The sequence below is a fragment of the Microbacterium sp. 1154 genome, assembly GCF_031455375.1.
GTDB lineage: Bacteria > Actinomycetota > Actinomycetes > Actinomycetales > Microbacteriaceae > Microbacterium.
In genome coordinates this window covers 302,973-327,323 of the sequence record NZ_JAVDSN010000003.1, presented here as the reverse complement: position 1 = coordinate 327,323, position 24,351 = coordinate 302,973, and the positions used below count along the sequence as shown (strand labels likewise).

Here is a 24,351-nt window from a genome sequence, read left to right as displayed (position 1 = left end):
GGACCATTAGCATTCCTTCATGCCGATTCCATTCGATCTCGCCCGGACCCTCGCCGTCGTCGTCGAGGAGGGAACCCTCGACGCCGCCGCCCGGCGTCTGCACATCACGCCCTCCGCGGTGAGTCAGCGCATCCGGGCGCTCGAGGATCAGCTCGGGCGCGTGGTGCTCGTGCGCAGTAAGCCCGTGAGCGCCACCGAAGCGGGCGACGCGGTGGTGCGACTGGCTCGCCAACTCGCCCTGCTCGAACACGACGCCCTCGCCGCGATCGGTGCCGAGGGCGGGGCCGTGGCATCGGTCCCGCTGGCGGTGAACGCGGATTCCCTCGCCACGTGGTTTCTTCCGCCGCTCGCCCGCGTGGCGCAGCGCCGCTCTGTCGTGTTCGATCTGCATCGCGACGACCAGGACTTCACCGCGGGGCTCCTCGAATCCGGAACGGTGATGGCCGCGGTCACCTCGCGCGAGGCTCCCGTCGCCGGGTGTCGCGTGCGGCGGCTGGGCGTGCTGCGGTACGAGGCGGTGGCCACCGGCGCGTTCGCTGCGAGATGGTTCGCCGGAGGGGTCGATGCCGAAGCGCTCCGGGCCGCGCCCGTGGTGGACTTCGACCGGCGCGACGACCTGCAGACGCAGTGGTTGGCACGCCGTGGGGTGCCCGCAGCGGCTCCGCCGCGGCACCGAGTTCCGGCATCCCAGGACTTCGCCTCCGCCGTCGGACTGGGCCTCGGTTGGGGACTGCTCCCGGGGTTCCAGTCGGAGGGGGCACTGCACACCGGCGAGCTCGTGCGCCTGGGCGACGATCCGGTCGACGTGCCGCTCTACTGGCAGCAGTGGAACCTCACTTCTCCGCTGCTCGACGAGGTGGCCGACGAGATCGTCGACGAGGGGCGCCGGGTGCTGGCCGCGGGCTGAGGTCAGTCGTCGCTCACGCTCAGCACGATCTTGCCCCGGGTGTGCCCGCGCTCGAGCTCCGTGTGCGCCGCCGCGGCGTCGTCGAGTTCGAAGACGTGCTCGACGTATACGCGCACGGCTCCCGACTCGAGCAGGCGGGTGATCGTGGCGAGAGCCCCGCCGTCGGGGATCGTCTTGTAGTCGGTGGAACGGATGCCACGCTCCGCGGCGGCCTCGCGGAAGTCGGGCCACGCCCCGGTGGGCACCTCGATGAGCAGACCGCCCGGACGCAGCACCTCGAGCGAACGCGTGCCGGTGTCGTCCGAGACGTTGCCGATCAGGTCGATGACGACGTCGACCTCGGAGACCACCTCTTCGAACCGTGTCGAGGTGTAGTCGACCACCTCGGCGGCCCCCAACTCGCGCAGCCACTCCAGGTTGCGCGGCGACCCGGTCGCGATCACGTGCGCGCCGAAGTACGCGGCGAACTGCACCGCGAAGTGGCCGACACCGCCGCTGCCCGCGTGCACGAGGATGCGCTGACCCTGGTGCGCGAGAGCGGTCTCGACCACGATGCCCCAGGCCGTCAGGGCCGCCACCGGCACGCCCGCGGCCTCGACGTGCGAGAGCGACGAGGGTTTGCGGGCGAGAGAGAGCGTGGGCACGACGACGTAGTCGGCGTAGGAGCCGCTCGTGCGCGGCACGGTGGCCATGCCGTAGACCTCGGTCCCGACGGGGAAGGGATGCGCGTCGAAGGGGGCGCGCACGACGACTCCGCTCACGTCGAGCCCGAGCACGGCCGGCCACGACGAGATGGCCCCGGAGAGACCGCGCCCCGCCCGGGTCTTCGCGTCGATTGGGTTGACGCCGGCCGCGACGACCCGCACGAGCACCTCGCTCAGCACCGGGGTGGGGACCTCGACCTCGGCGAGGTGGAGGGCCTCGGCGTCGCCGGGGCCGTCGATGACCACGGCGCGCATCGTGTCCGGCACCGGCGGAGCGGGCTGGAGGTCGGTCTCGGGACGCGTCGATCGGAATCTCATCGGGCGCTCACTCTCGCTGCGGTCGGTCCGTGGCGGCCTCGCCGCGGTCCCCTCAGTCAACCCCGCCATTGTCTCGACGGTGTTACGCCTCGGTCACCGTGTGGCGAAGCCCGCCCTCGCGCCCCCGCGAGAGTCGAGATCAGTCGCGGGCGGGGACTTCGCCGACGGCCAGAGCGTGCAGCAGCGTCGACAGGTGACGGATGTCGTCGATCGTCCAGTCGGCGATCGCTTCGAACAGACGGCTCTCGTGGGGAGCACGCGCTTCGGCGAGCCGGGCGTGGCCCACCTCGGTGACGGCGATGAGTCGCGAGCGCCGGTCGTTCGGGTCGGGCGTGCGGGTGACCAGGCCCAGATCCTCGAGCTCGGTGATCGAGCGGCTGAGGAACCCCTTGTCGGCGGCCAGCCGCTCGGCCAGCGCCGACAGGGTCAGCGGACCGAACCGGCTCACCACCGAGAGGGCCTTGAACGTCGCCGGCAGCATTCCCGGGCTCACGCGTTCCGCCGCCTCGGAGACGAAGCGGCGGAACACGGTCATGAGCTCCGAGAACGACGACTCGAGGGCCTGCACGGCCACGCGGCGCTCGTCGTCCAGTTCGCTCGTCACGTCAGCCATCCTCTCCCATCTCGGGCGCGCGGCGTGCACGGCGAGGGGAGTCGGCATCCTGTGTCGGGATCGTGCCGGTGGCCGAGAGCGTGGCCATGGCCTCGGGAACGGACACGGTCGCCAAGTCGGCCTCGCTTGCCGCGACGCGCTCGGTGGTGGTCATGCGGGTCAGCGGACGGTTGGGCAGGAACAGGATCGCGACGAGGCTGACGACCGCGACGGGCACGGCGATGAGGAACGAGTGCGCGATGGACTGCGCGTAGATGTCCTCGACGATCACGCGGACGCTCTCGGGGAGGGTCGACACCTGCGGGATGGCTCCCGACTGCAGGCTCTGCGCGACCGAGGCCCCGTCGGCGCCGAGACCGATGATGGCGGCCTTGAGGTCGGCCGCGCGATCGGTGAACAGGCTCGTCGCCATGCTCGCGAGAGCGGCACCCATCACCGAGACGCCGATCGTGCCGCCCAGGCTGCGGAAGAACGTCACGCCCGAGCTGGCGGCGCCCATCTGGGTGGGGTTGGCGGTGTTCTGCACCACGAGGACGAGGTTCTGCATCGTCATGCCGACACCGGCGCCGAGCAGGGCCATGTAGATCGAGACGAGGGCGAAGTCGGTGTCGTAGTGGATGGTCGACAGCAGGAACGATCCCGCGATCAGCAGCACGCCACCGGCGATGAGGAACGGCTTCCAGTGTCCGAAGCGCGAGATGAGCGCGCCGACGACGATCGACGAGACGAGCAGGCCGCCGATCATCGGGATCGTCATGACGCCCGCCTCGGTCGGGGTGGCCCCTCGAGCCATCTGCATGTACTGGCTGAGGAACACCGAGGTGCCGAACATCGCCAGGCCCGTCGCGATCGAGGCGATCGTGGCGAGGGTGAAGGTCGCGTCGCGGAACAGCGTCAGCGGAACGAGCGGCTCCGACGAGCGCAGCTCGACCACGACGAAGAGGATCGCCGCGAGGACCGCACCGCCGACCATGAGCAGCGTCTCGGTGCTGGCCCACTCGAAGGAGCTGCCGGCGTTGGTCACCCAGATGAGCAGCAGGGACACGGCGGCCGAGAGCAGCACGATCCCGACGTAGTCGATCTTCACGGTGCGCTTCGCTCGGGCCGGGAGGTGCAGCGTGCGCTGCTGGATGAGCAGGGCGGCGACCGCGAAGGGGAGGGCGACGAAGAAGTTCCAGCGCCAGCCGAAGGCGTCGGTGATGACACCGCCGAGCAGCGGGCCGCCGACGGTGGCGACGGCCATGACCGCGCCGAACAGGCCCATGTAGCGACCGCGCTCACGGGGGCTGATGATGTCGGCCATGATCACCTGGCTGAGGGCGGCAAGGCCACCGGCGCCGAGGCCCTGGATCGCACGGAAGGCGATCAGCATGTTCGTGTCCTGCGAGAAGCCGGCGGCGGCCGTCGCGAGCACGAAGATCGCGATGGCGATCTGGATGAGCACCTTGCGGTTGAACAGGTCGGCGAGTTTGCCCCAGATGGGGGTCGAGATCGCGGTGGTCAGCAGGGTCGCGGTGATGACCCAGGTGTAGGCGTTCTGGTCGCCCGACAGATCGTGCACGATCACGGGCAGCGAGGTCGAGACGACGGTCGAGGCGAGCATCGACACGAACGTGCCGAGCAGCAGGCCGATCAGAGCCGGCAGGACGCGCCGCTGGGCGGGCGCGTCGGAAGAAATGGCTGTCATGCGGGAGCTCCACGAGAAGGGGGACGGATGCCGCGACGACGATGGCGCGATTGGTTGACTGATGTCAACGATACGCCTATTGCTTGACTTGCGTCAACTATTACTCGAGGAGGGCGAGGGCCCGGTACCTGTCCGTGGGTTCCTGTTGCGCCGGAGCGGGGCGTCGTGCCTCCATGGTGCGGCGGTAGAGCTCGTCGATGAGCGAGGTCGCGAGCCCGACGAGCTTCGCGATCTCGCGCTCGTCACGGTCGATCCACTGGCAGCGGGGCTCGTCGTGCATCGGAACGAAGCCGTCGTGCTGCTCCCACGCGACGAGGGTGCGTTCGGCCCCCAGTACGTGCTGCTGCCACCAGATCTGGCGCATGTACGTCTTCGGGATCGAGCGCCACGCCTTGTTGGTGGTCTTGATCTCGGCGAGGACGACACGCCCCTCGCCGTCGACGACCACGCCGTCGGGGGTCGCGAGGTGCCGCTTCTCGACCACCGCGTGGTAGAGCGCGGACGACGGGCGGATGCCGTGGGTCGCGGCCACCCACGCGGCGATCTCGGGCTCGCGGCGACGACCGTGGGCCGTGAAGGCGTTGCCCGAGAAGTTCGAGCCCATGAGCTTGGCATCCGCCGCTCTCGATATCGCGTTGGTGCTCGTGAGGGCGGCCACGTCGGTGGCGGTGATGCCGCGCGAGCGCGCGCGGATCCACGCGACGCGGTCGCGGGAGTCGGCGACGATCCGGGCGTCGAGGTCGGCGCTGCGGGAGGCGACGAGCTCGGGGGACATGCGTTCGACCCTAACCCCGTCCGCCCGTGGATCGCATCGGAGGGGCGGCGCGTCGGCATCCGGGGTCTTGTGGACGAAGTAAGGGTGACCTAAGTTGTGTGCATGCTTCCCGATGACTCCTCGCTGCGCCGCCCCGACGGCGGGCGCTGGTGCGACCTCGAAGGTGCCGTGCTGCTCGGCGGCGACGTGCGGAACGTCCCCGAGATGCGGCGGATCGCCGCAGCCCTCTCGCCCGAGGCGCACGCGACCGTGCTGGTCGAGATCTGCGGCGCGGGCGAGATCGAGGCGTTCGACGCGCCGTCGGCGCGGGTGAGCTGGCTCGACCGCACGCTCGACGGCGAGCTGCGCCCCCGCGGCGAGAGGCTCGCGACGGCGATCCACGCGTGGTGCGCCGAATGGGCCTGCGGCGAGGCCCCCGTGTGCACGGTGTGGCTCGGTGCGCGGACCCCCTCGCGCATCGTGCGCATGACGCGGGCGATGCTGCCGGAGGCGCGGGTGTCCTGACGCGCGGCGGGTGGGGTATGGCTGTTTGCGCGTCGAGATGACCCGGCTTTCGCGAGATGACCACCAAATCGCGTGCGTCGTGAGTCCTCTCGACAATCGAGGGTGATCTCAGTGCTGGCGAGGTTGTAGGCGTGGTTCCTCCCCAGTGGGTGACGTGGGGGAGGTTGTCCGCGGATGGCGGTCGAGGGGCCAGCGGCGGGTGGCGGATGACCGAGCATCGGGGCATGGAAGCGGAGCGAGTAGACGCCGTCGTCACCGTGTACTCGCGGGGAGACCTACTTTCGCGCGAGGTGCCGGCCAGCGTCCTGTCGCGCGCGTCGAGCGGAGGGCCGTGGCTACGCCTCCAGCCCGGGGCATATGTGGATCGGGCGGCCTACCTTGAGCTCCCCCCGGCTGATCGGCATCGCGCTGCAGTCGATGCGGCTGTCAAGAATGCACGCGGAGGATCAGCGGTGGTCTCCCACCTCTCTGCGGCCGTCGTGCATGGGTTGCCGCAGTACCGCTTCGGCGAGCGACCGGTGGAAGTGACGCTGGTCGGACCGGCCGGCGGCACCAGTCGTGCGGGACTTCGACGACACCTGGATGCGCTGCCCGAGGGTGATGTGGTGGAAGCGGGCGGCATCGTCTGCACCAGTCTCGACCGCACGGTCTTCGACGTCGCCCGTACGGCGCCGTGGGAGATGGCCCTCACGTGTGCCGACGCGGCACTGCGGCGGGAGGCGGCGTCAGCTCGACGTTTTGACGCGGAGGCGCAGGAACGATGGCGTGAACGCATGCGCGAACGCGTGGACCGGGCGCGGGGAAGACGTGGCATCCGTCGCGCTCGTCAGGTGATCGAGTTCGCCGACGGGCGCGCGGAGCTGCCCGGCGAGAGCGTGAGTCGGTTGCAGTTGCATCGCATCGGCTTTCGGGAGATCGATCTCCAGGTGCCGGTGGCAGGTCCGCGCGGGTCCGACTACCTCGTGGACATCGCGCTGGGCGAGGTTCGGAGCTTCTGGGAGTTCGACGGCGAGGTCAAGTACCGGGATGCCACGATGCGCGGAGGGAGGACCATCGAGGCGGTCGTGCTTGACGAGAAGCGTCGAGAGGACTGGATCCGCGGCGTCACGCAGTGGCGGCTGTGTCGGGGCGGTTTCGCGGACATCCGCACGCCCGAGACACTCGCTGCGCGCCTCGCCGCCTTCGGGGTCCGCCCGCCGCGCTGACCCTCCTGCCGCCGGCGCCCGACGCGAGATGACCCGCGGTTCGCGAGAAGACCCGTTTTGGGGCCGAATCGCGGGTGATCTCGACGAACGCCCGTCATCTCGGTGGGCGGGGGCGCGGGCGGGAAGGGGTGGGGGCGGGAGGGCTGGTTTGGCGGGGAGCGGGGCATCGGGTACAGTGGGGGCAAGCCAAAGACCGTCGGTTATCGGAGTGCTCGCATTTCGATCGAAGCGTCTGCTGAAAAGCAGAGACCTACGCAGGTAAACGAACTCTCCTCCGGGAATCCGAGCTCCGTGCGCCTGCGCCGGAGCTCTTCTTTTTGTCCGGACCCGGTGTCTTCGGCCGGCGCCCCGCCATCGCGGAGCGCCTCGTTCACACAAGGAGTGGCCATGGCGCAGAAGGATGCATCGGTCGCCGAGCTCACGAAGAACTTCGAGAGCTCGACCGCCGTTCTGCTGACCGAGTACCGCGGTCTGACGGTTGCCCAGCTCAAGCAGCTGCGCAACGACATCCGTCAGGACGCGGATTACGCCGTGGTGAAGAACACGCTGACCAAGATCGCCGCGGCAAACGCGGGGGTCACTGGACTGGACGACGAGCTCAAGGGCCCGTCTGCCATCGCGTTCGTGCACGGTGACCCTGTCGCCGTCGCGAAGAGCCTGCGTGCCTTCGCCAAGGCTAACCCTCAGCTCGTGGTGAAGGGCGGCTACTTCGATGGCGCCGCTCTGACCGCGGATGAGGTCAACAAGCTCGCCGATCTCGAAAGCCGTGAAGTCCTGCTGGCGAAGCTCGCCGGTGCGATGAAGGCGACGATGACCAAGGCGGCATACGTCTTCCAGGCGCTTCCGTCGAAGGCCGTTCGCACGGTCGACGCGCTGCGCGAGAAGCAGGACACCGCGGCCTAATTCGGCCCGGCTGAACAACCCGATTCAAGGAGATACAACATGGCTAAGCTCAGCACCGAAGAGCTGCTCGACGCGTTCAAGGAGCTCACGCTCATCGAGCTGTCCGAGTTCGTCAAGGCGTTCGAGGAGACCTTCGACGTCACCGCCGCCGCCCCCGTGGCCGTGGCCGCAGCCGGCGCTGCCGGTGGCGCGCCCGCCGAAGAGGTCGAGGAGAAGGACTCGTTCGACGTCGTCCTCGAGGCCGCCGGCGACAAGAAGATCCAGGTCATCAAGGTCGTCCGCGAGCTCACCTCGCTCGGCCTCGGCGAGGCCAAGGCCGTCGTCGATGGCGCTCCCAAGGCCGTGCTCGAGGGCGCGAACAAGGAGACCGCCGAGAAGGCCAAGGCTGCCCTCGAGGAGGCCGGCGCTTCGGTGACCCTGAAGTAATCACGCTTCACGGTCGCTTCACGCGATAAACGAAGGCCCGGATGCCATTGGCATCCGGGCCTTCGTCGTTCCACCCGGGAGGTGAGGACAGTCGGCCGTCCGGGGTGATGTCCCCTCCGTCGCGGTGAGACGCGGTTTCACCCGTCGAGGTACCGATGTTCACCAGATCGAAATAAAGAAGCCTGGGAAAAGGGTATGTGGATCGTTTACGGTCGTTGAGACCCCCGTCGATCCCCCCACCTCCGACGTCGCCCCACGCACGCCGGTACTTGGAGACCCATGCCCTCCGATGCTTCGCGCGTGCCCGCGCGCCGTTTCACCGCCGCACTGAGCGCCGCCCTGGGCGTCGCCCTGCTCGGTTCCGCGATCGTCCCGCTGCCGGCGTCGGCTGCCGTCGGCTCGAAGGTGGTGATCAACGAGGCTTACCTGAAGGGCGGGAGCCCAGGCGCCTTCTTCAACCGGAAGTTCGTCGAGCTCTACAACGCCGGTGACACCGCGCAGGATCTCAGCGGGTGGTCGCTGCAGTACCGCAAGGACTCCAGTGTCGCGAAGGCCTCGGCGTCCAACACCCAGCAGCTCAGCGGCCTGATCGAACCCGGCGGGTACTTCCTGATCGGGCTGCCCGGCAACGGCACCACCGGTGCGGTGCTCCCGGAGACCGACCTCACGAGCACGCTCAACCCCGGCGGGACGTCCGGCCAGCTCTTCCTTGCCAATGTCGCCGAGGCGCTCGAGCTTCCCGGCGGATCCATCGCGGACTCGCGCGTGGTCGACTTCCTCGGCTACGGCTCCGCCGTCAGCTTCGAGACGAAGGCCGCCACGGTCACCGAAGGCAACACCACGCCCAACGCTCTCGTCCGCACCGACTTCGTCGACTCGAACGACAACTCGAAGGACTTCACCAACACCACGACGGTCACCCCGCAGGGTTCGGGCACCGGCGCCCCGAACCCCGACCCGTCGGGATCGGCCTCGCCCTCGCCCTCCACCTCGCCGACGCAGGCGCCCCCGGTCACGCCGGGAACGGTCATCCCGATCAGCGAGATCCAGGGTACGGGTGCCACCACACCCCTGGCCGATCAGACCGTCACCACGCGCGGCATCGTGACCGCCGCGTATCCGACCGGCGGCTACAACGGCTTCTTCATCCAGACCCCCGGCACCGGTGGCGAGATCGATCCGCAGACGCATCTGGCATCCGACGCCGTGTTCGTGTACGGCTCGGCCGCGACGGCGAAGGTGGCCGTCGGCCAGCACGTCGAGGTGACCGGTACGGCCAAAGAGTTCTCGGGCCAGACGCAGATCACCGCCGAGGCCTCCGGGGTGAGCGTGCTCACCGAGCAGGCGGCCGCCGTACAGCCCGCGAAGATCGCCTGGCCGAAGACCGACGAAGAGCGCGAGCGCTTCGAGGGCATGCTCCTCGCGCCGCAGGGTGACTTCACGGTCACGAACTCGTACTCGACCAACCAGTACGCCGAGGTGGGCCTCGCCGCGGGCACCACGCCGCTGCGCACCCCCACCGACGTGGCTGTTCCCGACAGCCCCGAGTACGTCGCGGCGGTCGCCGACAACAACGCCCGAGCCGTCGTGCTCGACGACGGTGCGTCGATCAACTTCCTCAGCGACGCCAACAAGGGCATCGCCCTGCCGTACGTCTCGCTCACCAACCCGGTGCGCGTCGGCGCCCCGGTGACGTTCACGAAGCCGGTGGTCCTCGATTACCGCAACAACGCCTGGAAGTTCCAGCCGACGCAGCAGCTGACGGTCGACAACGCCAAGGACGTGCAGCCCGCGACCTTCGCGAACACCCGCACGAAGGCGCCCGCGCCGGTCGGCGGTGATCTGAAGATCTCGAGCTTCAACGTCCTCAACTACTTCACCACGACCGCCGAGAGCGTCGGATGCACCTCGGTCTACCGGGACCGCGAGGGCAACCCGATCACCGCGGACACGTGCCCCGCGCCCGGTCCCCGTGGCGCCGCGAACGACGCCAACCTCAAGCGCCAGCAGGACAAGATCGTCGCCGCGATCAACGGCCTCGGCGCCGACGTCGTCTCGCTCGAAGAGATCGAGAACTCCGCGAAGTTCGGCAAGAACCGCGACGCGGCGCTGTCGACCCTCGTCGGCGCCCTCAACACGGCGCTCGGCTCGGAGCAGTGGGCGTTCGTGCCCTCTCCCGCGGCCCTGCCCGCGACGGAGGACGTCATCCGCACGGCCTTCATCTACAAGAAGGCCGTCGCCGCGCCCGTGGGCGACAGCGTGATCCTCGACGACGCCGCGTTCCGCAACGCGCGCCAGCCGCTCGCGCAGGCGTTCGCTCCGGTCGCGTTCCCGGATGCCAAGATCCTCGCGATCGTGAACCACTTCAAGTCGAAGGGCGACAGCAACCCCAAGGCCACGGGGGACAACGCCAACGGCATCCAGGGCGCGTTCAACGGCGACCGTGTGCGTCAGGCGGAAGCCCTCGGAAACTTCGCGAAGACCCGCTCGGCCGCGGTCGGCACCGACGACGTGTTCCTGCTCGGAGACTTCAACTCCTACTCGCAGGAGGACCCGATCCAGAAGCTGCGGGACTTCGGTTTCGAGCCGCTCGAGGCCGGCACGGGCAAGTACTCGTACTCGTTCAGCGGCCAGTCGGGTTCGCTCGACCACGTGCTGGCATCGCCCTCGGCGCGCGAGCTGGTGACCGGCACCGACATCTGGAACATCAACGCCGTCGAGGCGCTCGCCCTCGAGTACAGCCGCTACAACTACAACGCGCTGAACTTCTACGACTCCTCGCCCTACCGTTCCAGCGATCACGACCCGGTCATCGTCGGCCTCGATCTCTCGCCGACCACCCAGGTGAACCTGATCGGCATCAACGACTTCCACGGTCGCATCGACGCCAACACGGTGCGGTTCGCCGGAACCGTCGAGCAGGTGCGCGCGCAGTACGGCGAGAAGAACTCGCTCTTCATCTCGAACGGCGACAACATCGGCGCCTCGGTGTTCGCCTCGTCGTACTTCGGCGACAAGCCGACCATCGACGTGCTGAACGCGCTCGACCTGAAGGCCTCGGCCGCGGGGAACCACGAGTTCGACAAGGGTGCAGACGACCTCACGGGGCGCGTCGACACGCTCGCCGACTTCCCCTACCTGGCCGCGAACGTCTTCAAGGACGGCAAGCCGCTCCTGCAGGAGTACGCGATCTTCGAGGTCGACGGCGTGCGCGTCGGCGTCATCGGAGCCATCACGGAGTCGACCCCGACGTTGGTCACACCCAGCGGCATCCAGGGGATCGAGTTCAGGGATCCGGTCGCCGAGGTCAACCGTGTGGTCGCCCAGATCGACGACCAGGTCGACGTGATCGTGGCCCAGTACCACGAGGGCTCCGGTACCGGTCAGGCCACGACGACGCTCGAGCAGGCCCTCGCGGCGGGTGGCCCGTTCGCCGAGATCGTGAACGAGACCTCGCCCGAGGTGGATGCCATCTTCACCGGTCACACGCACCAGCTCTACGCGTGGAACGCGCCGATCCCGGGCCGCGAGGGCACCCGCCCGATCGTCCAGACCGGCAGCTACGGCGAGAACATCGGTCAGATCGTGCTGAATGTCGACGCCGACGGTGACGTCGTGAGCTCCTCCGCGCGTAACGTCGCTCGACTCGGGGGCAAGGACGCGGCCGTCAACGCGGCGCTGGACGCGGAGCTCATCCGGACCTACCCGCGCGTGGCCGAGGTCGACGCGATCGTGAAGGCGGCGCGTGCCGAGGCGGATGTGGTGGGGCAGAAGGAAGCGGGTTCGGTGAGCGCGGACATCACGACGGCCTTCAGCGGCGGTTCGTACGTCGACGGCGTCTACACCGGTGGCGCGCGGGGCGACCGCACGAAGCAGTCCGCCCTGGGAGGGCTGGTCGCGGATGCTCTGCTCGACTCCCTCGACGACGCCGACCGTGGCGGCGCGGAGGTCGCGTTCGTCAATCCGGGCGGCCTGCGCGACGAGCTGCTCTACGGCTCGGACGGCGTGATCACGCTGGCCGAGGCCAATGCCGTCCTGCCGTTCTTGAACAATCTGTGGACCACGACCCTCACGGGCGATCAGATCCGACAGGTGCTCGAGCAGCAGTGGGGCGACTTCTCGAAGCGCACCGACGATGCCAACCTCGCGCTCGGCGTGTCGGAGAACCTCCGGTTCACGTACGACGCGTCGCTTCCGGCGGGTCAGCGCGTCACGGGCGTCTGGATCGACGGTCTGGCCGTCGACCCGGCGAAGGGGTACCGCGTGGGCTCGTTCAACTTCCTGCTCGGCGGAGGTGACAGCTTCTCGGTCTTCGCGCGAGGCACGGACACCCGTGACTCCGGCCTCATCGACCGCGACGCATGGATCGACTACCTCGCCGCCAACCGTGGTCTGACGCCGGACTTCACCGCTCGCGGTGTGCAGGTGTCGGGCTCCACGACGGCCGCCCCCGGTTCCGACCTGACGGTGACGGTGTCGAACCTGAACCTCACCTCGCTCGGTGCGCCCGAGAACACGACCCTCGACGCCTCGTTCGGGGCCGACGCCGCCTCGACCCGCCTCGCCCTGTTCGCCGCTCCCACGGCGCGGGTCGCGGCTCTCGCCGCCCCGGCGGCGACGAGCGTCCCCGTCGTGAACGGGGCCGCGACCGTCACCCTGGGCGTGCCCGCGGACGCGGTCGGAACACTGCAGCTGCGCCTGGTGGCGCAGCCCAGCGGAACCGACGTGATCGTCCCCGTGCGGGTCGCGGCGCCCGGTGACGGCGTCGGCACCCCCGGCGACGGAGCGGGCCAGGGCCAGGGCGGCTCGGGTCAGGGTTCCGGCTCGGGCGCTCTGCCGATCACCGGTACCGACACGGCGTGGATGGGCGCGGGTGTGCTCGCCGCCCTCGCGCTGCTGGGCCTGGGGCTCGTGGCCCGTCGACGGGCGACGCGCCAGGCCGACTGACCAGTGACAGAAAGGGGCCCCGGATGCCATGGCATCCGGGGCCCTCTCCTGTTCATGCGGAGCGCGGGGGAGCGGTCGAAGCGCGGACGACGAGTCGCGTCTCCGCCTCGGTACGCCACGCGGGGTGGTCGGTGCCGCCCTCGATCATCGAGAGCAGCATGCGGGTCGCCTCGACTCCCTGCGCCTGCGGGAACTGCTCGATCGTGGTGAGCGAGAACATCTCGGCGTAGTCGTGACCGTCGATCCCGACGACGCTGAGTTCGGTGGGGACCGAGATGCCCATGCGGCGCGCGGCGATGATCACGCCGATCGCGACCTCGTCGCAGGCGGCGACGACACCGGTGGGACGCGAGGCCGCGTCGGCCAGGAACGACGCCGCGGCGGCGTACGCGTCGGTGATCGTGAGGGTGGAGGGAACACTGCGGATCCGCACGGCGAGGCCGTGGTCGTTCATCGCGTTGCGGTAGCCGATCGAGCGCTCGTCGACGTCTTTCGCCGGCGCGTCGCTGCGGGGGGTGCTGCCCACGAAGGCGATGTCGGTGTGACCGAGCGCGATGAGGTGCTGCGTGATGATGCGCGTGATGGCGATGTTGTCGAGACCGAGGGTGGGCACCCCGCTCAGGGCGTTGCCGATGCTCACCACGGGCTTGCCGATGTTGGCCAGGCGCTCGAGGTCGGCGTCGTCGGGCTCGAGGGCGACGGCGATGATGCCGTCGAAGCGCTTGCGGGCCAGATAGGTGGAGTACAGGCTCTCGCGGTCGTTCGAGCCGGGCTCCGCGACGTACAGGGTGACGTCGTAGCCGAGGGGGATGAGGGTGCGTTCCACTCCCTCGACGATCGAGCCGAAGTACCAGCGGTTCACCTTCGGGACGATCAGGGCGATCGTGCGCGTGCGCCCGGTGGCGAGGCTCACCGCGCTCGTCGAGGGCACATAGCCGAGGGATGCCGCCGCGTCGGTGACGCGCTGGCGCGTGCCGTCGGAGACGTAGCCGCCGCCCGTGAGAGCGCGGCTTGCCGTCGATTTGGACACGCCGGCCAGGCGTGCCACATCGGCGATTCCGCTCATGCCGTGATCTTCCTCGTAATGCGTCGACGTCCGTGTCGACGTCGAGAACAGTATCCGAGAAATCGGCAAAGTGGAACCGGTCCCGGTCCGATATACCGGGTGAAGTGCGCGTATTTATGCCAGTTATCTCTTCGTGACCTGAGGCCGGTTGCAAGTCTTGTGGATTGCCTCTACGGTTGCCTGGAATCGGTTCCCGACGGGATCCGATGCACCAAGACACTCAAAGAGGAGAGACCACATGGGTATGTCACAGCGGTACCGTCTGCTGGCGCCCGTCGGGCTGTTGGCGGTCGGTGCGATCGCTCTCGCAGGCTGCGCAGAAGGCGACAGCGGCGGCACGAGCGGTTCCGGAGGCGAGACCACCGTCCGCATCTCCGGCGGCATCACCGGTAGCGAGGCCGACCTGCTGAACCAGTCGTTCGACCAGTTCACCAAGGACACCGGCATCAAGGTCGTCTACACCGGCGACAAGAGCTTCGAGGGCAACATCGTCACCAAGGTGACCGGTGGCGACGCCCCCGACATCGCGATCGTTCCCCAACCGGGTCTGCTCAAGACCCTCATCGGCACGGGTGACGTGCAGAAGGCGTCCGACACCGTCTCGTCGAACGTCGACCAGTACTGGGGCGAGGACTGGAAGTCCTACGGCAGCGAGGACGGCACGTTCTACGCCGCCCCGATGCTCGCCAACCTCAAGGGCTACGTCTGGTACTCGCCGGCGAAGTTCAAGGAGTGGGGTGTCGAGGTTCCCAAGACGCTCGACGAGCTCATGACCCTCACGGCGACGATCCAGCAGAAGACGGGCGCGGCCCCCTGGTGCGCCGGGTTCGCCTCGGGCGACGCGTCGGGCTGGCCCGGAACCGACTGGATCGAGGACATGGTCCTGCGTCAGTCCGGTGCCGACGTCTACGACCAATGGGTCGCGAACGAGGTCAAGTTCACCGACGCGCCGATCAAGGAGGCCTTCGAGGCCACCGGCAAGATCCTCCTGAACCCCTCGTACGTCAACGCCGGCTTCGGTGACGTCAAGAGCATCAACTCGGTCGCCTTCGCCGACGTGGCCGCCAAGGTCGCCGACGGCAGCTGCCCGATGACCCACCAGGCCTCGTTCCTGTCGTCGAACTTCCTGACGGTCAAGAACGCCGCTGGCCAGACGCCGACCGTCGCCCCCGACGGTGACGTCTACGCGTTCCTGCTCCCCGGCGTGACCGAGGGCAACCTCGCGGTCGAGGGTGGCGGCGAGTTCGTCACCACGTTCTCGGACGACGAGAACGTCCAGAAGGTCGCCGAGTTCATGTCGACGCCCGAGTTCGCCGACGCCCGCGTCAAGCTCGGCGGCGTGATCTCGGCCAACAAGGGTGCCGACCCCTCGCTCGCCTCGAGCGAGTTCCTGCAGGAGGCCATGAAGGTCGTGCAGGACCCGAACACCACGCTGCGTTTCGACGCGTCGGACCTCATGCCGGCCACCGTCGGTTCGGGTTCGTTCTGGAAGGGCATGGTCAGCTGGATCGACGGTACGCCGACCGACCAGGTGCTGAGCGACATCCAGACCGGTTACAACAACTAACCGACCGCTTCGCCATCGATGGGCCGCCCGCCACGCGGGCGGCCCATCCGGGTCCATACTTCTAATCCGCCCGCACGCACCACACGGGCACTCAACGATGAGCACGAAGGCGTGTTCGGGAGGGACGTCATGACCGATATCAAAAACGCGGAGAAGGCGCCGACGGCGTCACCTCCGCCGGGCGGACGAGCCGAGCGTCACACGCGCGGCTCCGGCGCACGCAATCGGACCACGCTGCTCGTGGTCCTCGTAGGGCTCATCCTCGCGGTGGCGCTCTTCCTCTTCATGGTCACGCGGGCGCCCGCCGAGACCAAGCCCACCACACTGGGCTTCAGCCTCAACAGCTTCTTCATCTGGCTGGGCGGGCTCAGCCCCCTCGTCCAGATCCCCCTCGTCGTCGTCGCGTTCGGCGCCGTCGTGGGCCTGTTGCTGCTCCTCATCGAGTACGCGCCGCGCTCCGGCAAGGGATACTTCTGGCTGCGACTCGTGGCGTGCTTCGGTATCCCGGTCCTGGCGTTCATGCTCCTGCGCCCGTACCAGAACGCCGTCATCTACGTTCTCGGCATCGCGATCCTGCTCGGCGCGATCCTGTTCTACGCCGATTACCGCTCGCGCCAGGGCGCGGGGTACCTCTTCCAGCTGATCCTGTTCGCGGCCCCCGCGTCGATCCTGCTGCTGATCGGCCTGGTCTACCCGGCCATCACCACCTTCTTCCAGTCGTTCTTCGACAAGACCGGCGACAACTTCGTCGGCCTCGAGAACTACATCTGGACCTTCACGAACCCCGAGGGGTTCTGGTCGGTCATCAACACCCTCATCTGGGTGCTCCTGGCCCCGACCATCGCCACGGCGATCGGTCTGGCCTATGCGGTCTTCATCGACCGCGCGGCGGGGGAGAAGTACCTCAAGGTGCTCATCTTCATGCCGTTCGCCATCTCGTTCGTCGGCGCCGGCATCATCTGGAAGTTCGTCTACGACTTCCGCCAGGGCGACCAGATCGGCGTGCTGAACGCGATCGTCACGGCCTTCGGCGGGCAACCGGTGTCGTGGCTGGCGGCGTCGCCGCTGATCAACACGCTGCTGCTCGTCGTCGTCTTCATCTGGAGCCAGACGGGACTGGCCATGGTCATCCTGTCGGCCGCCATCAAGGCCGTGCCGCCGGAGCAGAACGAAGCCGCCGAACTCGACGGCGCCAGCGCCTGGGAGCGTTTCATCAACGTCACCGTTCCCGGCATCCGCTCCTCGCTCATCGTGGTGCTCACCACGATCGCCATCGGGGCGCTGAAGATCTACGACATCGTCGCCGTGATGACCGGTGGTCGAAACGACTCGACCGTGCTCGCCTTCGAGATGGTCAACCAGCAGCAGCGATTTCAGAGCTACGGGCACTCCGCGGCGCTGGCCGTGGTGCTGTTCATCTTCGTGCTGCCGCTGATCATCTTCAACGTGCGCCAGATCCGGAAGCAGAGGGAAGTGCGATGACCACCTCGACCGTGGTGCTCGAACCCACCACCGACACCCGCTCCGCTCGCCAGGTCGCTCGCGACACGCGCAAGCACGAGGCGATGGCGCGCAAGCGTCTCACCTCGAAGGGGGCCACGATCGCGGCCATCGTGATCGCCTTCTTCTGGACGATTCCGACGTTCGGTCTGTTCATCACCTCGTTCCGACCGGGTTCCGACACCCAGTCGTCGGGATGGTGGACGGTGTTCACCGACCCGTCGTTCACGCTCGAGAACTACCGCCTCGCGCTGACCTCGGGCGGGACCGCGCTGACGCTGGCGCAGTCGTTCCTGAACTCGCTCGCGATCACGATCCCGGTCGTGCTGTTCGCCCTCGCCGTCGCCTCGCTCATCGCGTACGCGTTCGCCTGGATCGACTTCAAGGGGCGCAACTTCTTTTTCATCTTCATCTTCGCGCTGCAGATCGTGCCGCTGCAGATGGCCCTCGTGCCGCTGCTCAGCCTGTTCTCGCGCGGCCTGACGATCAACGACGTCACGATCTTCCCGGGCTTCGACCTGCGCGGTGTGGAGCACAGCTTCGCGACCGTGTGGATCGCTCACGTGATCTTCGCGATGCCGCTGGCCATCTTCCTGCTGCACAACTTCATCGCCGAGATTCCGGCCGAGGTCATCGAGGCGGCGCGCGTGGACGGTGCCGGACACGGGCAGATCTTCTTCCGCCTGATCCTCCCGCTCGCCGCTCCTGCTCTCGCCTCGTTCGCGGTGCTCGAGTTCATCTGGGTGTGGAACGACCTGCTGGTGGCGACGATCTTCGCGCCATCCTCGTCGTTGCCTCTCACGCAGTCGCTGAACTCGCTGTCGGGCACCTGGGGCGACCAGTGGTTCCTGCAGTCGGCGGGAACGTTCATCTCGATCCTGGTTCCGCTGATCGTGTTCTTCCTGCTGCAGCGCTTCTTCGTCCGAGGCCTGCTGGCCGGAGCCACGAAGGGCTGATCCCGTCACGACCGAAGGGGCGCGGCATCCGGAAGGGTGTCGCGCCCCTTCGTCGTTCGCCTGCTCGGCTGCGACGAGTCGCCGTGGGCGCGCACGGCCGCGGTGTCAGGCATAAACGGCATCCGCGGCCATAAACGCGGGCAGAGCGCGTTTATGCGTGCAGATTGCGTTTATGCGTGAGCATGGCGCCGGGCTGCCGGGCTGCCGGGTTGCCGGGCTGCCGGGTTGCCGGGATGCGGATGCCGGATGCCGGCGACGCAGCGCTTCCCCCGGGCCGGAGTCGGGCTGGCTCCGCGCCGCGGTGGGTGGTGTGCCGGGCGGGCTGTGGTGCGGGCGAGCATAAACGCGATCCGCGCCTGTAAACGCGGGGAGAACGCGTTTCTGTGAGCGGATCGCGTTTATGCGTGACTAAAACACGTGCAACGACCGGGGCGGGGCCGGACCGGGCGCAGGGGCGAGCGAGGCGACGGCCGGGAGCAGGGCGGAGCCGAGGAGCAGCGGCCGAGCCGCGCCGGCCGGGAGAGCGCGTCAGGCGCTGCAGGACAGACGCGACTGGATGTCGCGCATGGCGTCGAGCTCGGCCGACTGGCCGGTCACGATCGCCCCGGCGACCTCTTTGACGCGCGCGTCGCTGCCGAGCTCGATGACCGCCTGCGCCATGGGGATCGCTCCCTCGTGGTGGCGGATCATCAGGTCGAGGAAGAGGCAGTCCGCGGGACGGCCCTCGTCGCTGCGCAGCTCGTCGAGCTGGGCGTCGGTGGCCATGCCCATCTCGGCGAGCAGTTGCTCTTGCGTGAGCGCCGCGGTGTCGCCGTGGCTGTGCTCGCCGGACTTCTCCATCCACGTCATCAAGGGCTGACTCGAGGACTGGGGGAGGCCCCACTGCACGAGCCACCCGTACATCTCGCCGCGCTGACCCGACTGGGCGGTGGCGATGTCGTACGAGAGGGTGCGCAGCTCGGCGTCGTCGGTCTTGCGGTAGATCTCCATCGCCATGAGCACCGCCTGCGTGTGGTGCACCTGCATGTCGCGCGCGAACCCCGCTTCGGCGGAGTTCTCGCCGGGGTGCGCGGGCGCCGCCGTCGCGCCGAACGCCGTGAAGCGTCCGACCGCGAAGGCGACGGCGATCACCGCGACGGCGACGAGGGCGACGACGACCCAGCGGATCGCGGGACGAGCGACCGGGGCGTCGTCGGTCATCAGGCCTTGCCCGGACCGTCGATCGCGCCCGAGCAGGCGGCGTTCGGTTCGGGGGCGTTCTGGCTGCGCCAGTACTCGGTGAAGAACTCCGCGATGCGCGGGTCGCTCGGGTCGTCGAGCTTCAGCTGGTGGTTCCACGCGCTGACCGCGACGGGGGTGTCCATGCCGGGGTAGGGGGAGAGGAGGGCGTAGCTGGAGGGCATGACGGCCTTGAGCGCGTCGATACCGGCCTGATCGACACGCTCGGGGTCGTAGGTGATCCACACGGCGCCGTGCTCCATCGAGTGCACGGCGTTCTCGTTCTGCTGCGGCTCGGTGTAGACGCCGCAGTTGAGCCAGATCGGGTTGTGCGGACCACCGGCGGGCGGGTTCTGCTCGTACGTCACGGTGCCCTGCACGTGGTCGGAGCGGTTCTCGAACGTCTGCACGCCGCTGATCTCACGACCGGTGCTGTTGCCGGCCTGGTAGCTCGTGGGCGGAGCGGGAGCGAAGGCGAAGGATGCCACGACGAGGCCGATCACGGCGACGGCGGCCGTGGAACCCACGACCCACCACACGAGCTTGCCGCGCTTACGCTTCGCGACCTGCTTCTGGTACTCGGCGAGCTTCTCTTGCCGCTTCTGCTCGCGCTGCTGCTTGACGGTGAGGTCGATCTGCGCCTGCTTGGCGGGGTTGCCACTGGCTCGCTTGTCGGAGGGGGAGGTCATGCGCTGTGTTCTGTCTCTCTTCGGGGCGGGACACATCGGCAGCCGCCGACGCCCCCAGCCTATGCGGGTGAATGGGTCGATGGCCTGGGAGGAACCCGCGAGCCCGGGATGGTGAGCGGAGGGCGGCCACGGTAGTATGACGATGTCGAATCGATTCGAGGTTCGACGATCCCCCTCTTTTCTCAGCCCGATTCCGTCGGGCTGTCCGTGTTGCGAAACGAAACCAGACGCGTGCTCGATACTGCCTCCCACCCCGTCATCCCCTCGTCGTCCCGGCCCCCGCAGACGACCACCGGCGCGATCCGCGCGATCGGCAAGAACCCCGCCACCGCACCGATCGTGCTGCACCCGGGCGACGCGATCCCGGCATCCCGCCGCCTGCTGTACATCATCGTGCTCGGCGCGCTGACCGCTCTCGGCCCCTTCACGATCGACCTCTACCTGCCGGCGTTCCCCGTGCTCGAGGCCGACTTTCAGACGACCGCGGCCGCGATCCAGCTCACCCTCACCGGCACGATGATCGGGTTCGCGCTGGGTCAGCTGATCGTGGGCCCGCTCAGCGACAAGGTCGGCCGGCGCCTTCCCCTGCTCTCGGTCACCGCACTGCACGTGGCCGCGAGCATCTTCGCCGCCTCGGCGCCGACTCTCGAGACCCTCTCGATCGCGCGCGTGCTGATGGGTGCGGGCGCCGCCGCCGGTGGCGTCGTGGCCGCCGCCATCATCCGCGACCTGTTCGGCGGGCGCCGGCTCGTCGTGATGCTCTCGCGCATGGCGATGGTGTCGGGTGTCGCGCCCGTGCTCGCGCCGCTCGCCGGTTCCGCCCTGCTGCTGGTGATGAACTGGCGCGGCATCTTCGTCGTCCTCGCCGTGTACGGCGCTGTCATGCTCGTCTCGGCGATCCTGTTCGTCCCCGAGACCCTTCCCCCCGCTCGCCGCGGCGGTCCCGGCACCACGACCGTCTGGCAGCGCTACGCGAGCGTGTTCCGCGACCGCGTCTTCATCGGCGTGCTCATCATCGGGGCGATGACCTTCAGCGGACTGTTCTCGTACCTGTCGGCATCCTCCTTCCTGTTCCAGGTGACCTACCAGTTCAGCGCGCAGGGGTACGGCGTGCTGTTCGCCGCGAACTCGATCGGAGTCGTCGTCGGCGTGCAGGTGGCCTCGCGGCTCGCCGCTCGGTTCGGGCCGCAGTGGGTACTGGCTGTTTCGACGGCGGTGCTCGTGCTCGCCGGCGGCGCCATCGTGCTGACCGATCAGCTGGGCCTGGGACTCTGGGGCACCATCGTGCCGCTGTTCTTCTTCATGACCGCGTGCGGATTCACGTTCCCGTGCGCCCAGGTGCTCGCCCTCGACCGTCACGGCAAGGCCGCGGGAACGGCGCAGTCGATCATCGGTGCGGCCAACTTCGGCGTGGCCGGGATCATCTCGCCGCTGGTCGGCCTGCTCGCCACCGGTTCGGGCATCACCGCCACGACGATGGCCTCGGTCATGCTCGGCTGCGCGGTCATCGGCGTGCTGGCGCTCTGGCTGCTCGTGCGCCCGCGCACGGTGGAGCGCCTCGCCCCCTGATCGGCCCCGCGCCCGCCGGTCAGCGGCGCACACATTAGCAGGTCGGTCCCGGCGGTTCGCTGCCGGGACCGACCCATTCCCCCCTCGCCGCCGACGCGGCATCATGAGGCGATGGATGCCTCTGCCGTAGACGATGTGCTCGACACGCGCCCGCAGCGCTCGCGCGCCACGGTGGGCGTGGTGCTCATCGCCCTCGCGTGCGCCCTCGGGGCGTGGGTCTTCTTCCGAGGGCCCAGTCCTTTCGCGGTCGACGTGTGGTGGAACCAGCTGTTCGCCTCGGCGCCCTCGCAGCCGCTCCTGGTCTTCGCGATCGCGATGGACACGGTCGGGGGGCATCTCACCGCCGTCCTGATCGTGCCGGTTCTGGGTGCCCTGGCGCTCTTCCTCTCGCGTCGGCGATGGTCGGCGCTGTACTTCCTCACCACCTCGGTGGGCAGCGCCCTTCTCGTGCAGGTCGTCAAGCACACGTTCGGTCGGGCGCGACCCGAGGACATCCTCATCGTCAGCGACTACGGGTCATTCCCCTCGGGGCATACGGCCAACGCGGCGACCATCGCCCTGGTGGCCGCGGTGCTCTTCCCGCACCTCTGGGTACGGATCGTCGGCGTGGCCTGGGTGGTGCTCATGGCGTTCAGCCGCACCTACCTGCACGCGCACTGGCTTTCGGACACCGCGGGCGGCGCGCTCATCGGCGCCGGAGCGGCGCTGATCCTGGCCGCGGCGTTCTCGCGCCTGCGCGCTCGCGACGAAGACCGACTGGCGATCCGCAGGGGGCGCAAGGCGGATGCCGGGTCGGCGGTCGAGTCGTAGGCTGTCGCGCATGAGCGAGCCCGGGGCCGTGCCCTCCGTTTCTTCCGACGATCCGTCAGCGGCCGATGCCGAGCTCGCACGTCTGCGTGCCGAAGCCGAGGCCGCCGAGGCCGAGCTGCGGCTGGCCCGCGCCCGCGCCGACCTCGCCGCGGCGGAGGCGGCGGCCGCGCGTGAGCGAGCGGCTGACACGGCATCCGACACGGCGCCGGTCGTGCCACCGGAGGAGCGGGCCGCGGTGACGCCTCCCTCGGCGGAGCAGGCCACGCCGTCGATCACCGAGAGCGGAGCGGCCCCCGCCGCCTCACCCTCGGCCCCCGTTGCCCCGGCCCCCACACCCTCCGCCGACGGCCCGCTCTCCGCCGCGCAGATCGAGAAGATCGCCGCCGGCTACGCCACCACCGGAGCCGCCCTCGACCTCGGCGTGCTCGTGAACGGTGGGCCCGTGGCATCTGTCCCCGTCCGCATTCCCCTCGCGATGACGAACCGCCACGGTCTCGTGGCCGGCGCGACGGGCACGGGCAAGACTCGTACGCTGCAGCTGCTCGCCGAGCAGTTGTCCGAGAACGGGGTGCCGGTGTTCGCCGCTGACATCAAGGGCGACCTGTCGAGCCTGGCCGCCGAGGGTGTCTCGAGCGACAAGCTCATCGCGCGCACCGCCGCTCTCGGCCAGGACTGGTCGGCGCGCTCGTTCCCCACGGAGTTCTTCGCGCTCGGCGACGACGTGGGGTCGGGCATCCCCGTGCGGGCGACGGTCTCGGGCTTCGGCCCGCTGCTGCTCAGTCGTGTGCTGGGGCTCAACCCGACCCAGGAGTCGAGCCTGGGCCTCGTGTTCCACTACGCCGACGAGAAGGGCTTGGCGCTGGTCGATCTCTCCGACCTGCGCGCGGTGCTGACCTACCTCACGAGCGATGAGGGCAAGGCGGAGCTGAAGGGCATCGGCGGGCTCTCCGCGGCCACGGCGGGTGTCATCCTGCGCGAGCTGGTGGCTTTCGCGGCCGTCGGCGCCGACACCTTCTTCGGCGAGCCCGAGCTCGACGTCTCGGTGTTCCTGCGGACGGATGCCACGGGCGCGGGCATCGTGAGCCTGCTCGAGGTGCCGAACGTCGCGGCACGGCCCGAGCTGTACTCCACATTCCTGATGTATCTGCTCGCGGAGCTGTACGAGGCGCTTCCCGAAGTGGGCGATCTCGACAAGCCCAAGCTCGTGTTCTTCTTCGACGAGGCGCACTTGCTCTTCCGTGACGCGTCGAAGGCGTTCCTCGCCGCGATCACCCAGACGGTGCGGCTGATCCGCTCGAAGGGCGTCGGCGTCTTCTTCGTCACGCAGACGCCCAAGGATGTTCCCGGCGACGTGCTCGCCCAGCTCGGCTCGCGGGTGCAGCACGCCCTGCGGGCCTTCACCCCCGACGATGCCACGGCCCTCCGCGCCTCCGTGCGCACCTACCCCGAGTCCGGGTACGACCTCGAGCGGGTCCTGCAGGAGCTCGGCACCGGCGAAGCGATCATCACCGTGATGAGCGAGCGCGGAGCCCCCACCCCGGTCGCGTGGACGCGCCTCTTCGCACCGCGCGCCTCGATGTCGCCCATCCCCGCCGAAGCGATGGCGTCGGCGGTGGCGGCATCCCCCCTCTTCTCGACCTACGGCACGCCCATCGACCGCGAGTCGGCGCGCGAGATCCTCGGCGCCCGCATGCAGGCGGCCAGCGCGGCGAAGGACGCGGCGGAGCGGGCGAAGAAAGAGGCCGCGGGCGCCGCCGAGTACGCCAAGCAGAAAGCGGCGATCGACAAGGCCAATGCCGAAGCGCAGAAGAAGGCGCAGCGAGAGTACGAACGGATCCTCAAGAGCACCGCGGCCCCGCGCTCTCGCACGAGCACGCCGACCGCGGGCCTCGACGGCCTGCTCGGGCGCGGTGCCACCAAGAGCATCGTGAACGGGGTCATCCGCGGGCTGTTCGGCACCGGGCGGCGCCGCTAGCTGCTGCCCGCA

At 69.0% G+C, this 24,351-nt stretch carries 19 protein-coding genes; 12 read left to right on the top strand and 7 right to left on the bottom strand.

Going from position 1 to position 24,351, the window contains the following annotated elements; translation table 11 throughout:
* The first annotated feature begins 19 nt into the window (after positions 1–19).
* On the top strand, positions 20–907 hold the full coding sequence (locus J2X55_RS13285) for a LysR family transcriptional regulator ArgP (protein WP_309823969.1): 888 nt from the start codon (positions 20–22) through the stop codon (positions 905–907).
* A 2-nt stretch (positions 908–909) separates the two neighbouring features.
* Here the strand turns inward: J2X55_RS13285 and J2X55_RS13280 are convergent, their stop codons facing one another.
* The 4 genes from J2X55_RS13280 to J2X55_RS13265 all read right to left on the bottom strand — a co-directional run bounded on the left by J2X55_RS13280 (position 910) and on the right by J2X55_RS13265 (position 5,004).
* The gene (locus J2X55_RS13280; protein ID WP_115919439.1) at positions 910–1,929 is read right to left on the bottom strand and encodes an NADP-dependent oxidoreductase; all 1,020 of its coding nucleotides are present in this window, start codon (positions 1,927–1,929) and stop codon (positions 910–912) included.
* 139 nt (positions 1,930–2,068) lie between these two features.
* Positions 2,069–2,542: a MarR family transcriptional regulator gene (locus tag J2X55_RS13275; RefSeq protein WP_309823968.1), complete on the bottom strand. Its 474-nt coding sequence runs from the start codon at positions 2,540–2,542 to the stop codon at positions 2,069–2,071.
* A complete protein-coding gene (locus tag J2X55_RS13270) occupies positions 2,535–4,229 on the bottom strand; it encodes an MDR family MFS transporter (protein ID WP_309823967.1) in 1,695 nt (564 codons plus the stop codon). Before J2X55_RS13270 ends, J2X55_RS13275 begins: the two co-directional genes overlap by 8 nt.
* A gap of 100 nt (positions 4,230–4,329) precedes the next feature.
* Positions 4,330–5,004, bottom strand: a complete 675-nt coding sequence (locus J2X55_RS13265; protein ID WP_115919433.1) for a YqaJ viral recombinase family protein — start codon at positions 5,002–5,004, stop codon at positions 4,330–4,332.
* A gap of 102 nt (positions 5,005–5,106) precedes the next feature.
* Between J2X55_RS13265 and J2X55_RS13260 the strand changes: the two genes are divergently transcribed.
* The 5 genes from J2X55_RS13260 to J2X55_RS13240 all read left to right on the top strand — a co-directional run bounded on the left by J2X55_RS13260 (position 5,107) and on the right by J2X55_RS13240 (position 12,989).
* On the top strand, positions 5,107–5,508 hold the full coding sequence (locus tag J2X55_RS13260; RefSeq protein ID WP_115919431.1) for an SIP domain-containing protein: 402 nt from the start codon (positions 5,107–5,109) through the stop codon (positions 5,506–5,508).
* Between the two features lie 359 nt (positions 5,509–5,867).
* The gene (locus tag J2X55_RS13255) at positions 5,868–6,713 is read left to right on the top strand and encodes a hypothetical protein (protein ID WP_309823964.1); all 846 of its coding nucleotides are present in this window, start codon (positions 5,868–5,870) and stop codon (positions 6,711–6,713) included.
* 387 nt (positions 6,714–7,100) lie between these two features.
* Positions 7,101–7,616, top strand: a complete 516-nt coding sequence (gene rplJ / locus J2X55_RS13250; RefSeq protein WP_094735742.1) for a 50S ribosomal protein L10 — start codon at positions 7,101–7,103, stop codon at positions 7,614–7,616.
* A gap of 39 nt (positions 7,617–7,655) precedes the next feature.
* Positions 7,656–8,042: a 50S ribosomal protein L7/L12 gene (gene rplL / locus J2X55_RS13245; RefSeq protein ID WP_108317207.1), complete on the top strand. Its 387-nt coding sequence runs from the start codon at positions 7,656–7,658 to the stop codon at positions 8,040–8,042.
* A gap of 279 nt (positions 8,043–8,321) precedes the next feature.
* Entirely contained in the window at positions 8,322–12,989 is a 4,668-nt protein-coding gene (locus tag J2X55_RS13240) for an ExeM/NucH family extracellular endonuclease (RefSeq protein ID WP_309823962.1), read from the top strand.
* Positions 12,990–13,041: 52 nt separating this feature from the next.
* Here J2X55_RS13240 and J2X55_RS13235 read toward each other — a convergent pair whose 3' ends face one another.
* Positions 13,042–14,055: a LacI family DNA-binding transcriptional regulator gene (locus tag J2X55_RS13235; protein ID WP_115919425.1), complete on the bottom strand. Its 1,014-nt coding sequence runs from the start codon at positions 14,053–14,055 to the stop codon at positions 13,042–13,044.
* 238 nt (positions 14,056–14,293) lie between these two features.
* Between J2X55_RS13235 and J2X55_RS13230 the strand changes: the two genes are divergently transcribed.
* The 3 genes from J2X55_RS13230 (at position 14,294) to J2X55_RS13220 (ending at position 18,078) form a co-directional block, all read left to right on the top strand.
* The gene (locus tag J2X55_RS13230; RefSeq protein ID WP_115919423.1) at positions 14,294–15,622 is read left to right on the top strand and encodes an extracellular solute-binding protein; all 1,329 of its coding nucleotides are present in this window, start codon (positions 14,294–14,296) and stop codon (positions 15,620–15,622) included.
* A gap of 129 nt (positions 15,623–15,751) precedes the next feature.
* On the top strand, positions 15,752–17,104 hold the full coding sequence (locus J2X55_RS13225) for a carbohydrate ABC transporter permease (RefSeq protein ID WP_309823960.1): 1,353 nt from the start codon (positions 15,752–15,754) through the stop codon (positions 17,102–17,104).
* A complete protein-coding gene (locus J2X55_RS13220) occupies positions 17,101–18,078 on the top strand; it encodes a carbohydrate ABC transporter permease (RefSeq protein ID WP_115919421.1) in 978 nt (325 codons plus the stop codon). Before J2X55_RS13225 ends, J2X55_RS13220 begins: the two co-directional genes overlap by 4 nt.
* Before the next feature lie 528 nt (positions 18,079–18,606).
* Here J2X55_RS13220 and J2X55_RS13215 read toward each other — a convergent pair.
* Together J2X55_RS13215 and J2X55_RS13210 are read right to left on the bottom strand one after the other, a co-directional pair.
* Positions 18,607–19,278: a DUF305 domain-containing protein gene (locus J2X55_RS13215; protein ID WP_115919419.1), complete on the bottom strand. Its 672-nt coding sequence runs from the start codon at positions 19,276–19,278 to the stop codon at positions 18,607–18,609.
* Positions 19,278–19,985: a DUF3105 domain-containing protein gene (locus tag J2X55_RS13210; protein ID WP_115919417.1), complete on the bottom strand. Its 708-nt coding sequence runs from the start codon at positions 19,983–19,985 to the stop codon at positions 19,278–19,280. The genes J2X55_RS13215 and J2X55_RS13210 overlap by 1 nt, the downstream gene beginning before the upstream one ends.
* 231 nt (positions 19,986–20,216) lie before the next feature.
* On the opposite strand from J2X55_RS13210, the gene J2X55_RS13205 reads away from it, so the two are divergent.
* The 3 genes from J2X55_RS13205 to J2X55_RS13195 all read left to right on the top strand — a co-directional run bounded on the left by J2X55_RS13205 (position 20,217) and on the right by J2X55_RS13195 (position 24,339).
* Positions 20,217–21,554, top strand: coding sequence for a multidrug effflux MFS transporter (locus J2X55_RS13205; protein ID WP_181906513.1), 1,338 nt, complete (start codon positions 20,217–20,219; stop codon positions 21,552–21,554).
* A gap of 111 nt (positions 21,555–21,665) precedes the next feature.
* Complete coding sequence (locus tag J2X55_RS13200) at positions 21,666–22,364, top strand: phosphatase PAP2 family protein (RefSeq protein ID WP_309823956.1); 699 nt, start codon at positions 21,666–21,668, stop codon at positions 22,362–22,364.
* Between the two features lie 10 nt (positions 22,365–22,374).
* The gene (locus J2X55_RS13195) at positions 22,375–24,339 is read left to right on the top strand and encodes a helicase HerA-like domain-containing protein (protein WP_309823955.1); all 1,965 of its coding nucleotides are present in this window, start codon (positions 22,375–22,377) and stop codon (positions 24,337–24,339) included.
* The last annotated feature ends 12 nt before the right edge of the window (positions 24,340–24,351 follow it).

Bases quoted from the DNA above. Each gene is read 5' to 3' on its own strand.
- J2X55_RS13285 (WP_309823969.1), top strand. From the start codon at position 20: ATGCCGATTCCATTCGATCTCGCCCGGACCCTCGCCGTCGTCGTCGAG.
- J2X55_RS13280 (WP_115919439.1), bottom strand. From the start codon at position 1,929: ATGAGATTCCGATCGACGCGTCCCGAGACCGACCTCCAGCCCGCTCCG.
- J2X55_RS13275 (WP_309823968.1), bottom strand. From the start codon at position 2,542: ATGGCTGACGTGACGAGCGAACTGGACGACGAGCGCCGCGTGGCCGTG.
- J2X55_RS13270 (WP_309823967.1), bottom strand. From the start codon at position 4,229: ATGACAGCCATTTCTTCCGACGCGCCCGCCCAGCGGCGCGTCCTGCCG.
- J2X55_RS13265 (WP_115919433.1), bottom strand. From the start codon at position 5,004: ATGTCCCCCGAGCTCGTCGCCTCCCGCAGCGCCGACCTCGACGCCCGG.
- J2X55_RS13260 (WP_115919431.1), top strand. From the start codon at position 5,107: ATGCTTCCCGATGACTCCTCGCTGCGCCGCCCCGACGGCGGGCGCTGG.
- rplJ (WP_094735742.1), top strand. From the start codon at position 7,101: ATGGCGCAGAAGGATGCATCGGTCGCCGAGCTCACGAAGAACTTCGAG.
- rplL (WP_108317207.1), top strand. From the start codon at position 7,656: ATGGCTAAGCTCAGCACCGAAGAGCTGCTCGACGCGTTCAAGGAGCTC.
- J2X55_RS13240 (WP_309823962.1), top strand. From the start codon at position 8,322: ATGCCCTCCGATGCTTCGCGCGTGCCCGCGCGCCGTTTCACCGCCGCA.
- J2X55_RS13235 (WP_115919425.1), bottom strand. From the start codon at position 14,055: ATGAGCGGAATCGCCGATGTGGCACGCCTGGCCGGCGTGTCCAAATCG.
- J2X55_RS13230 (WP_115919423.1), top strand. From the start codon at position 14,294: ATGGGTATGTCACAGCGGTACCGTCTGCTGGCGCCCGTCGGGCTGTTG.
- J2X55_RS13225 (WP_309823960.1), top strand. From the start codon at position 15,752: ATGACCGATATCAAAAACGCGGAGAAGGCGCCGACGGCGTCACCTCCG.
- J2X55_RS13220 (WP_115919421.1), top strand. From the start codon at position 17,101: ATGACCACCTCGACCGTGGTGCTCGAACCCACCACCGACACCCGCTCC.
- J2X55_RS13215 (WP_115919419.1), bottom strand. From the start codon at position 19,278: ATGACCGACGACGCCCCGGTCGCTCGTCCCGCGATCCGCTGGGTCGTC.
- J2X55_RS13210 (WP_115919417.1), bottom strand. From the start codon at position 19,985: ATGACCTCCCCCTCCGACAAGCGAGCCAGTGGCAACCCCGCCAAGCAG.
- J2X55_RS13200 (WP_309823956.1), top strand. From the start codon at position 21,666: ATGGATGCCTCTGCCGTAGACGATGTGCTCGACACGCGCCCGCAGCGC.
- J2X55_RS13195 (WP_309823955.1), top strand. From the start codon at position 22,375: ATGAGCGAGCCCGGGGCCGTGCCCTCCGTTTCTTCCGACGATCCGTCA.